The organism is Burkholderia sp. Se-20378 (assembly GCF_017104665.1).
Taxonomy (GTDB): domain Bacteria; phylum Pseudomonadota; class Gammaproteobacteria; order Burkholderiales; family Burkholderiaceae; genus Burkholderia; species Burkholderia lata.
In genome coordinates this window covers 1-10,900 of record NZ_JAAGPG010000281.1, presented here as the reverse complement: position 1 = coordinate 10,900, position 10,900 = coordinate 1, and the positions used below count along the sequence as shown (strand labels likewise).

Annotated in this window: 10 protein-coding genes and 1 pseudogene; 6 read left to right on the top strand and 5 right to left on the bottom strand. The window is 66.4% G+C overall.

Going from position 1 to position 10,900, the window contains the following annotated elements; genetic code table 11:
* Positions 1-260, top strand: a pseudogene (locus tag G3N93_RS24920) (CoA ester lyase); the annotation flags it as partial.
* A gap of 247 nt (positions 261-507) precedes the next feature.
* On the opposite strand, the gene G3N93_RS24915 reads toward G3N93_RS24920, so the two are convergent.
* The 3 genes from G3N93_RS24915 to G3N93_RS24905 form a co-directional block, all read right to left on the bottom strand.
* Entirely contained in the window at positions 508-1,932 is a 1,425-nt protein-coding gene (locus G3N93_RS24915) for an MmgE/PrpD family protein (RefSeq protein ID WP_206134171.1), read from the bottom strand.
* Positions 1,933-2,008: 76 nt separating this feature from the next.
* Entirely contained in the window at positions 2,009-3,079 is a 1,071-nt protein-coding gene (locus G3N93_RS24910; protein ID WP_206134170.1) for a zinc-binding dehydrogenase, read from the bottom strand.
* Positions 3,080-3,130: 51 nt separating this feature from the next.
* On the bottom strand, positions 3,131-4,600 hold the full coding sequence (locus G3N93_RS24905) for an aldehyde dehydrogenase family protein (RefSeq protein ID WP_206122945.1): 1,470 nt from the start codon (positions 4,598-4,600) through the stop codon (positions 3,131-3,133).
* 462 nt (positions 4,601-5,062) lie between these two features.
* Here G3N93_RS24905 and G3N93_RS24900 point away from each other — a divergent pair, with 462 nt between their 5' ends.
* From G3N93_RS24900 to G3N93_RS24885, 4 genes are all read left to right on the top strand, one after another.
* The gene (locus tag G3N93_RS24900) at positions 5,063-6,517 is read left to right on the top strand and encodes an MmgE/PrpD family protein (RefSeq protein ID WP_206134169.1); all 1,455 of its coding nucleotides are present in this window, start codon (positions 5,063-5,065) and stop codon (positions 6,515-6,517) included.
* Between the two features lie 284 nt (positions 6,518-6,801).
* On the top strand, positions 6,802-6,990 hold the full coding sequence (locus tag G3N93_RS24895) for a hypothetical protein (protein ID WP_206134168.1): 189 nt from the start codon (positions 6,802-6,804) through the stop codon (positions 6,988-6,990).
* Positions 6,991-7,251: 261 nt separating this feature from the next.
* Entirely contained in the window at positions 7,252-8,361 is a 1,110-nt protein-coding gene (locus tag G3N93_RS24890) for a porin (protein WP_206134167.1), read from the top strand.
* Positions 8,362-8,494: 133 nt separating this feature from the next.
* Complete coding sequence (locus G3N93_RS24885) at positions 8,495-9,406, top strand: alpha/beta fold hydrolase (protein WP_206134166.1); 912 nt, start codon at positions 8,495-8,497, stop codon at positions 9,404-9,406.
* A gap of 50 nt (positions 9,407-9,456) precedes the next feature.
* Here the strand turns inward: G3N93_RS24885 and G3N93_RS24880 are convergent, their stop codons facing one another.
* Together G3N93_RS24880 and G3N93_RS24875 are read right to left on the bottom strand one after the other, a co-directional pair.
* On the bottom strand, positions 9,457-10,089 hold the full coding sequence (locus tag G3N93_RS24880; protein ID WP_174938813.1) for a TetR/AcrR family transcriptional regulator: 633 nt from the start codon (positions 10,087-10,089) through the stop codon (positions 9,457-9,459).
* 190 nt (positions 10,090-10,279) lie between these two features.
* Positions 10,280-10,561, bottom strand: coding sequence for a hypothetical protein (locus tag G3N93_RS24875; protein ID WP_174983605.1), 282 nt, complete (start codon positions 10,559-10,561; stop codon positions 10,280-10,282).
* Positions 10,562-10,588: 27 nt separating this feature from the next.
* Between G3N93_RS24875 and G3N93_RS24870 the strand changes: the two genes are divergently transcribed.
* Positions 10,589-10,900, top strand: a 312-nt coding sequence (locus tag G3N93_RS24870; RefSeq protein WP_206134165.1) for an alpha/beta fold hydrolase, incomplete at its 3' end; no start/stop codon positions are given.

Here is a 10,900-nt window from a genome sequence, read left to right as displayed (position 1 = left end):
CCGACGATACCGAGCGCCTGACGGCCGATGCGCGGCGCGCGCGCGCGTTCGGTTTCGGCGGCAAGCTGTGCATCCACCCGGCCCAGGTCGCCGGCGTGAACGACGCGATGGGCTATTCGGCAGACGAACAGGCGTGGGCGCGCCGCGTGATCGACGAAGCCGCGAAACACGGTGGGGCCGCGTTCAGCCTGGACGGCCGCATGGTCGATCTCCCGGTGATCCGCGCGGCCGAGGCGATCATCGCCGGCACGCGGAAATAATCGATCGCCGCGCGGCAGGATCCGCGACTTCGGGGGCCTGCCTCGCGACCAACGCGAGCGACGCAACCGTCGCGCCCCTCGTGCGGCTCACGTCAAACGCGGCAGCGGGCCAGTCATCCCGACAGGTAGCCAGTTATGGGAAAAACATGGGCGGCGTCCGGCACTCGGACGCCGCCCATCGTTTTGAACCGAGTTCAGTCGCTTGGCGCCGGGAGACGCTTGCGCGCCCCCCTCGCCGGTTTCCCTCTTAGCCGTCAACCGCCCACATGCGCGTCAACTCGGCGGCCTTCATCGCCGGGTTCAACTCGCGCAGCACGGCCAGCAGTTGCCGGGCCCGTTCGGCGCCCAGCACATCCTGGGTCAGGTCCATGAACTTCGCGTCCTGCTCGTGCTCGGGCATCGGATTCGTGTCGGTGCCGATCGGGTCGCCGACGAATACGTGCTCGCTGCGGCCATCCTTGAACGTCACCGTCACGTCGGCCACGAACTTGCCGGGATACTGCTTTTCCAGCACCGGCTCCTCGGTGATGCGGATGCTGCGCGCGATCTCGATGACCGGCGCCATGTCCACCTTGCCGGCCAGGTAGTCGCGATGGACCGGATAGCCATTGCCGTGGCCCAGCAGCGTCAACGCCGCCTGGATCGGCAGGCTGAACTGCACGTGCTCGATGTTCTTCGGCGCGTACGCGTTGGCGTTGGCCGTGCCGACGACGACGTTGAAGTGCGGCGTGATCTTCAGGTGGATGTCGGCGATCTCGTCGCGGCGCGCCGCGAACGGCCGCAGCGCATCGATGTATGCATGCGTGCAGTAGCACGCGCAGTACGCCTTCAGCCACACCGTGCCGATCTCGAACGGCTGGTCGATCACGAAGCGCCGTTCGGCCGCGTCGCCGGCGGGCCGTTGCAGCAACGTGCGGAAGAAGCCCTTGTTGCCGCTCAGGAACGCGCGCGGGCCCGTGATGCCGGCGCGGGCCATGTCGGCCGCCGCCATCCCGTTGCGCGTGCCGATGCCTGCATGGATCCGCTTGATCGAGCCGCCGGTGGACGTGTACTCCGTCGTGCCCGACACATGGCTCAGTGCAATCGCGAGCGCGTGCAGCGTGGTTTCGGCGTCGAAGCCGCGCAGCTTGGCCGCCACGGCCGCCGCGCCGAAATTCGACAGCGTGGCATGCGGGTGGAAGCCGCGCTGCAGCAGGTCGGGTGCGGCCAGCAGGCCGATGCGGGCGTACACCTCATAACCGGCTACCATCGCGACGATGATGTCCTCGAGCGACGAACCCAGCTCCTCGCCGATCGCGAGCGCAGCCGGGATCACGCAGCTGCCGGGGTGGCTGTAGCTGGGGCCGTGCGCGTCGTCGTACTCGAAGCCGTGGCCGTACGAGCCGTTGACGAACGCGGCGTCCGCCGCGCTCATCGTCAGCGCCGATGCGCTCACGCGGCTGTTGCCCGGGCGCTGCTGGGCCTTCGCGTAGTCGAGCAGTTGCACCGACCACGGCAGCTTCGAAATGCCGACCTGCAACGCGATCTGGTCGCGCATCAGCCGGTTGAGGCCGGCGTGCGCATGCGCATCGAGATGCTCGTATTTCAGTTCCTGGATGAAGCGCACCACCGCTTGTTCCAGCGGCGGGCAGTTGTCCGGCGCAACGGGCCGGGGCTCTCGGGTGATGCTCATGAATGGTTCCTCGATATTCGAAATGGGGATGGCCCGGCACGTGTCCGGGCATCAGGTGCTCGTTTCTTCCACCGGGTCAGAACAGGAACGCGCCCTTGCCGCCCGACTGCGCATCGAACATCCGGTACGCTTCGTCGGCCTGGTCGAGCTTCCAGTAGTCGGTGAACAGCTTGTCGATGTCCACGCCGTGATCCGCGACGAAATGGATGCATTGCTTCATGCCGACTTCGGAGAACGTGTACGACCCGATGATGGTGCGCTGCTTGCCGATCACGTCCTTCATGCCGTCGACGTTGAGGTTGCCGCCCACGGCCACCAGCGCGATGCGGCCCCACGGGCGCGTGCTGCGCACGGCCTGCTGACGCGGCACTTCACCGCCTGCGCAGTCCATCGCGCAGGTCACGCCCAGGCCGCCGGTGAGCTTCTGGATTTCTTCGATCGGGTCCAGCTTGCTGCCGTCGATCACGTGGGTCGCGCCGAATTCCTTCGCACGGGCAACGCGATCGGCCGCGATGTCCACCCCGATGACTTCCACGCCCATCGCCGCGGCCAGTTGCACGGCCGACAGCCCGACCGGGCCCAGCCCGAACACCGCGAGCGTGTCGCGCGCGCTGATGTCGAGACGCAGCAGCGCGCCCCAGGCCGTCCCCGTGCCGCACGAAATGGCCGCGCCGGCGGCAAACGACACTTCGTCGGGCAGGTGGACCAGCGACGTCGCGGGCACCTTCATGTAGTGCGCGTGGCCGCCATGCTTGATCACGCCGTGGATGTCCGCACCGTGGCTGCACATCTGCGTCCAGCCGGTGCGGCAGTGGTCGCAATGCAGGCAGCCCTCGTAGTGGAACACCGCGACGCGATCGCCGACCTTGAACGCACGCGGATCGACGCCCGCGCCCACCGCGACGATCTGGCCGCACGGCTCGTGGCCGCCGATGACGGGCGTGTCTTCCGACATGCCGCGCGACGCGAGATCCTTGAAGCCCAGCGAGCGGATCACGTCGGCCGGCTTGTTGCGATAGAAGTGCAGGTCGCTGCCGCACATGCCGGAGGCCTTCATCTCGATCACGGCCTCGCCGGGGCCAGGCACTGGATCCTCGAAATCCAGAATCTCCAGCTTCCGTTCGCCTCTGAACACGACGCCTTTCATGTCCTTGTCTCCTGATTGTTGTGCAACGGGTGCGAGCGCGTGCGGGCCGGCTCAGCCCAGGTTGATGTAGGTCGCCTTCGGGTACAGGAAGCTCTCGACGTGTTCCTTGCCGCCTTTCCATCCGTAGCCGCTCATCTTCGTGCCGCCGAAGCCCACGGCCGGATCGATCACGCCGTAGCAATTGACCCAGACCGTGCCCGAGCGAATGCCTTGCGACACCGTGTGCGCGGTCGACAGGCTGCTCGTCCACACGCCGCCGGCCAGGCCGTACGGCGTGTCGTTCGCCAGCTTCAGCGCTTCTTCCGTCGTGTCGAACGGGATCACCGACGCGACGGGCCCGAAGATTTCCTCCTGCGCGATGGTCATGTCGTTGCGCACGTCGGCGAACACCGTCGGCTCGACGAAGTAGCCGCGCGCGAGATCGCCGCCCGGGCGCTTGCCGCCGTGTACGAGCCGGGCTTCCTTGCCGCCGATGTCGACGTAGTGCATCACGCGCTCGAGCTGCCGCTGCGAAATCAGCGGGCCGATCTGCGTATCGGGCGCGAGGCCGTCGCCGATCCGGATCGTCTTCGCGAACGCGGCGATGCGCTGCACGAATTCGTCGTGGATCGCACGCTGCACGAAGATCCGCGTGCCGGCCACGCACACCTGGCCGGTATTGGTGAACACACCCATCGCCGCACCGGGCACGGCCTTGTCGAGATCCGCATCGGCGAACACGATGTCGGGCGACTTGCCGCCGAGTTCGAGCTGCAGGCGTTTCAGGTTGCCGGCCGACGCGCGCACGATCGCCTGCGCGGTGCCCACCGAGCCCGTGAAGGCGACCCGGTCGACGTCCGGATGCTCGGCCAGCGCCTGGCCGACGTCCTTCCCATAGCCGGTCACCACGTTGATCACGCCCTCGGGCACGCCGGCTTCCATCATCAGCTCGGACACGCGCAGCGACGACAGCGACGCATCCTCGGCCGGCTTGAGCACCGCCGTGCAGCCGGTGGCCAGCGCGGGGCCGTAGATCCACCACAGCCCCATCAGCGGGCCGTTCCACGGGATGATCCCGCCGACCACGCCCACCGGCATCAGGTGCTTGAGCGCGGTGAAGCCGGGCGCGATCGACATCGGCGCGGCCTGCACCGTGCCGGCGCCGGTTTGCGACGCGTAGAACTGCAGCAGTTGCGACAGCCATTCCTTGTAGCCGCGCGTGCGCGCCAGCGGCGCGCCCATGTCGAGCGTCTCGATCAGCGCGAGCTCGTCGAAGTGGTCGAGAATGACGTCGTGCACGCGCAGCAGCAACTTGCGCCGCTCGTGCGGCGTGAAGCGGCTCCACGGCCCCTCGAATGCGCGGCGCGCGGCCGCGACGGCGCGGTCCACGTCCTGCGTGCCGCCCTTCGCGATGTGGCACAGCACTTCGCCGGTGGCCGGATTGATTGCCTCGATATGCTCGCCGCTCGCCGGCTCGACCCATTGGCCGCCGATCAGCAGTTTCTTGTTGCCGTCGATGAAGCCCGGAATGTTTACGCTCACTGGCGTCTCCTTTGAATTCGTTCTGTTCTGAACTGATGGGTGAAAGTCACTTGCGCGGCCTGACCGACCTGGTCTGCGTGCACGCGTCGATCGACTCCTGACCGAACTCGCCGTCGTATTGCATGCGTGGCCCGGAATCGTGCTGGTGTGACGGCGCTCATGCACCGCGCCCGTCGGAGGAAGAAATCCGTGTTGAAGCGCAACGCGCGGAGCAAGGCGAGCGCACGTCGTCGTATTGCTTTACCTAACAAACAGTAGTTATTCTATTTTCCCGGACCGGATTTCCCATCAGGGAATCCCCCTAGCCCGCACGTTACACTGCACGAAATTTTCGAAGGATGGAACGCTTCGAACACGGGCATTGCGAACGGCGACGCACGCGCGACTAAATGACCCGGGCACACGCACGACGCCCTGCGATCGCATCGCGCCTCACCGCTTCTCCCACTGGACTACCGCACCATGCCTGACACCCTCATCCAGCAGCTCGCGGACTTCACCGCCGGCACCCGTTACGATCAGCTCCCTGCTCCCGTCGTCGATGCGTGCAAGCGCGTCCTGCTCGACTCGATCGGTTGCGCGGTCGCCGCCGTCGACGAACCGAAGGGGCGCATCGGCATCGACTATGCGCGACTGACGGGCGGCCACGGCGACGCGACCATCATCGGCACCGGCGAGCGCGTGTCGATGTTCGGCGCGGCTTTCGCGAACGGCGAACTCATCAATGCGCTCGACATGGACGCCGTGGTGCCGCCCGGCCACGTCACGCCGTACGTGCTGCCTGGTGCGCTCGCCGTCGCCGAGACGTCGCATGCGAGCGGCAGAGCGCTGATCGAGGCGATGGCGCTGTCGCACGAAATGTCGTATCGCATCGGCAAGGCGATGGATTACCTGCGCGATACGCGGGACGGCAAGGTCACGCCGCCGCCCGTGTACGGCTACAGCAGCACCGTGTTCGGTGCGACCGCCGCGATCGTCAGGCTGAAGGCGCTACCGCCCGGCGTACTGCCGAACGCGCTCGGCATCGCCGGCAGCATTGCGCCGGTGAATTCGCAGGTCGCGTGGTTTCAGCACGCGCCGAGTTCGACGATCAAGTACCTGCTTGCGGGCGCGCTCACGCAGGCGGCGATGACGGCCGCGCACATGGCCGAACTCGGCCATCGCGGCGACACGCAGATCCTCGACGATCGCGAATACGGCTTCCCGCGCTTCATCGGCACGCAACGCTGGGAGCCGCAGCACATCACCGACGCGCTGGGTACCGACTGGCGCTTTCCGTCCGAACAGGCGTTCAAGCCCTACCCGCATTGCCGCATTCTTCACGCGCTGCTCGACGGCCTCACCGACATCGTCGAAACGAACGACATCGCGCCGCACGAAATCACCGGCATCAAGGCGTGGGTCGAGGGTTTCGTCGAGCAACCCGTGTGGCTCAACCGGAACATCGAACACGTTCACGACGCGCAGTTCAGCATCGCGCACGGCCTAGCGCTCGGCGCGCATCGCCCGCCGCCCGGCAAGGCCTGGCAGGACCCGGCGCTCGTCTTCGGGCCGTCCGTGATGGCGCTGATGGACAAGGTCACGCACGAAGTGCATCCGAACTACGTCGAATTGCTGTCCGGCCACGCCGCCAGCCGGCCGGCGAAGCTCGAAGTGTCCGCGCGCGGCCAGACGTTCATCGACGAGCGGCGTTACCCGAAGGGCAGCCCGTCGCCGGACCCGGCAAGCCTGATGACCGATGACGAACTGATCGCGAAGTTCCGCCGCAACGTCGAGGACGTACTGCCTGCCGGCCGGATCGACGACGTGATCGATGCGGTCTTCACGCTCGAACGCGCGGACGACGTCGCGTCGATCATGCGCCTGCTCGCCCCCGATTCCGCCCGGGCCGGCTCGCGGGCACGATCGGTCGGCTGAGCGTGCCGCCTTTGTCGTTTCTGCACGGCTGAAACCACGCATCGTGTCGCGGCGACGTACCGCGGCACGAATACACATTCCTCAAGGAGACAATTCGCACCCGCATCGAATCCGGACTTGAAACGCGCAGTGCGCCCTTCGCATCGGACGCTTCGATGCAGGCATCGCCTCGTCCGGATCGATCGACGTCTTTCGCTCGTCGCTGGCGTAACACGCCGCCGCCTCCCTCATCAACGCCGCGCACACGGTGCGGTCGTGCCCAAACGCGTCCGTACGATCCGCGCATGAAATATCCGGCAACACATTTCCAGGCCGGATTCATGCCGCGGATCCCATCGAAAAAAATATCCGTCAGAACGCGTCGTTCCGCTCGACGAAATGTGACAACGCGTCATCTCCGCCGGCTGCACGCGAATGACATCGATCCCATCCCCGCCGCCGCCATCGATGCCGGAGAAAATTACTACGCATGACGAATGATCTTCCGGATTTTTCCGTCCTGATCGCGCATTGAAGTACGGAACGTGCCGATTCGCGCAGTCGGGCAGGCACGCATCCGATGCGGGTTAGACCCAATGGAGATTCAATCCTCTGACCTTCACTCTACCGAACGTTAGATTGAAGGTGACGGGATGACGGCCATCGTCGCCGGAGGATTTCACCGTCATTCGCTGCCACACCGAGTTCATCAGAAGCGATTCCTTTCAAGACCATTATTAGATTCGGATAACGAAATGAATGTTCGCCCCTTGCCCGGCTTCTTCAAGAAGAAAACGATCCTCGTGCTTGGCGTCTCGATCCTGCCGGCCTGGACCTGGGCGCAAAGCAGCGTCACGCTGTACGGCACGCTGGATACGGGCTTCCTGTACACCAGCAAGACGCGCAATGCGGCGACCGGCGGCAACAGCGGCAAGCAGTTCGGGCTGATCAACGGCGGGCTGGAACCGTCCAATTTCGGACTGCTCGGGCAGGAAGACCTCGGCGGCGGGATGAAGGTCACGTTCAAGCTGGAAAGCGGCTTCAGCGTGGCCAACGGCGGCAACGACAACAGCAACGGCAACTTCTTCGGGCGGCAGGCATGGCTCGCGCTCAGCGGCCGCTACGGCGAACTGAAGGCCGGCGTGCAGTATTCGCCGTTCGTGCTGGCGATCTACGAATCCGATCCGCGCAACGCCGGGCAGTTCGGCACCGCGTTCTCGGTCTATGCCGACCAGACCTTCGTGGGCACGTTCAATCCCAACGCGATCACCTATACGAGCCCGCAGATCGCCGGCTTTTCCGCGCGCGCAATGTATGCGCCCGGCGGCGTCGCCGGCGACATTCGCGCGGGGCAGCAGTATTCGGTCGCCCTGCGCTACGCGTATCGCGGCCTCTTCATCAACGCAGCGATGTACGACTCGAGTTCGGGGAACAGCACGGCGACGCTCACGGCGTTCCAGCAGCCGTTCTTCGGGCGCATGATCGGCGCGGGCTACACCTTCGGCCCGGTCACGGTGAAGGGGTCGTTCACCAGCTTCAAGGTGCCCACGACGATCGTCGGCGGCGCCGTGAACGGCGGCACCAACAACGTGTGGAATCTCGGCTTCGATTACTACCCGGTTCCGCAGCTCGATATCAACTCGGGCGTGTGGTACTTCCGCGATCCGCACAACTCGGACAATCGCTCGATCATGGGCGCACTGACGACCCGGTATTTCCTGTCGAAAGCGACGTCGCTGTACTGGGAGATCGGCGCGGCCAACAACCGCGGCACCGAGAAAACCGGGCTGTCGATCGACAACGCGCTGTACGGCACGCGGGGCACGACCATCGGCACCATCGTCGGGATCAACAAGAAGTTCTGATCACGCGCAATTTGACCGGAGTACGGAACGTTTCATCGATCCCGATTGACCCGGCTGCATGCCGCCGCGACCTTATGCCTGTACGGGTCGATTTCAGCGCAGCGCGGCAGCGCAACGCGGGAAGCAACGGATCATGAATACTTCGATGAAGACGGGAACACACGCGGCTTGCCTGACCGGTACGCCGCGTACGTGGCAAACCAGGGACGGGATTGAACTGGCGGGCAGTGCATGGGGCGACCCCACTGGCACGCCCGTCATCCTGCTGCACGGCAGCGGGCAGACGCGCCATGCGTGGACCGGCATGGCCCGATCGCTCGGTGACGCGGGCTTTCATGCGATCGCCTTCGATGCGCGCGGCCACGGGGATTCGGGCTGGTCGCCGACCGCCAACTACAGCCAGGGCGCGATGATCCGCGATCTCGAGCGCGTGGTCGCCACGCTCGACGGCCGGCGGCCGATCGTGGTCGGCGCCGGGCTGGGCGGCGGCACGGCCCTGCTCGCCGTCGGCGAAGGCTATCTCGACGCGCAGGCGCTCGTGCTCGTCAACATCACGCCGCACATCGAACCCGACGGCGCGTCACGCCTGCATTCGTTCATGCGGCAGCCCGCGGAAGGGTTCGGGTCGCCCGACGAGGCGGCCGACGCGATCCGCCGCTATCGTTCGCTGCCGGCGCATGCGCTGTCGCAGGAAAGCGTGACCCGCAGCCTGCGCTACGACGACGGCAAATACCGGTGGCATTGGGATCCGCTCTTTCTCGCGTGGCCGCGCGACCTGACGCGCCGCCATGCACGCTTTTCGGCGAGCGCGCGCCGCCTGAAGCTGCCGACCCTGCTCGTGCGCGGCGAAGCGTCGGAGATCGTCAGCGAGAACGGCGTGCGCGAATTCCTGAAGCTGTGCCCACACGCCGACTATGCGGACGTGCAAGACGCCGGCCACACGGTGGCAGGAGAACACTACGACCTGTTCGCCCAGGCCGTGCTGCGCTTTCTCGCCCGCCAGGCGGCGCACGATCCGGCCATGCCGCTGCACGCGGCCGCGTAACGCGGCGGCCGCACGGTGTCGCGCGGCCGGCCGCTATCGGCGGCGCGAGGTCAGGACGCAGCAAGTTCAGTCTTGCGGCTGCCGCGCCGCGTTTTCGCGGCGGGTGCTTTTGCGGCAGGAGCCTTCGCGGCCGGCTGCACGCCTTCGAAGAACATCGTGACGAGCTGGTCCGCGACGTGGTCGAGCGACCCTTTCTTCGGATCGAACCAGGTCTGGACCGAGTTGATGCAGCCGAGCACGAAGACGCGGCACAGCGCGTCGTCGACGTCTTCACGCAGCCACCCTTCGGCGCGCAGGTCGTCGAACACCGCGGTCCAGAGCTGCTGATGCCGCTCGCGCCGCTTGACCTGGCGCTCCCGCACCTTGTCGGGAAGCTGGGTCAGGAGCCGGCTGTGCGCCAGCGCGTAGTCGCCGAACTTGATCAGCGCGCTCATCTGCCCGATCAGCGCCGCCTTGAAGCGCGCGTCGGCCGTCGCACCGGGCGGCAGCGCCGCGAAGTGCTCGTTGATGTGCTGCACGATGCTCTCCGCACCGTGCTCCATCACGACGTCGACCAGCTCCTCCTTCGACGAGAAGTGATAGTAGATGCTGGCCGCCTCGATCCCCGCCTGATCCGCGATGAAACGCATCGTCGTCGCCGCATAGCCCTGCGTCGCAAAGGAACGCGCGGCGAGCCGCAACAAGGTTTCCCGCGTATCCGCGCTGGGATTTATATTTTTCTTACGCACGTTCGTGTATCAGCCGTCTGTTATCAAGCATCAAGATGAATGAGGAAGCCGCGCGCCGCTTCGGCGGAGCCGGGCCCGGCGGCAGCGCGCGCCGTTTCCCCGCGATACTGCCTGATCCTCTTGCCCACTGCCATCGGGTACAAAACTAATGTTCGAGAGGGTAGCCCAATTTCACCAGGCGGGCCAGCGCATCGGGTTGCCGCCGGCCGGCTTGCCGGGCGCACGTCATCATCGTCACGATTGCCTGAATCTCCTGATTCCAACGAAAACGCTCGACGTCGTGCGCGCCGTCACCGTCGACACGCGCGCCGCGCGGCATGCCGCGCGCGGCGTCACTGTACGGAACGGCGCACGTCCGCACGTTGACACTCGCGTCCGCACCGGCGAAGTTTGAAGCATCGTCGGGCTGCCCGATCCGCCCGCCCATCCCCTTCAGCCGACCCTCGTCACGCCCATGCAGCCATCGACCACCCCGTTCACCCCCGCCCCGACGAATTCCGGCAGCCGGCTTCCCGGCACCCCCGATCCGATGCACCTGTGGCAAGGCGCGGACGGCGTGCGGCTCGCCGGCGATACGTGGGGGCATCCGGACGCGCCGCCGGTCGTGCTGCTGCACGGGGGCGGCCAGACGCGTCATGCGTGGGGCGGCACCGGCGAACGGCTGGCCGACGCCGGCTACTTCCCGCCCGCCTACGACGCGCGCGGCCACGGCCACTCGGGCCGGAGCGCCCACGGCGCCTACCACGACCGGAAAAGCCCACGCCTC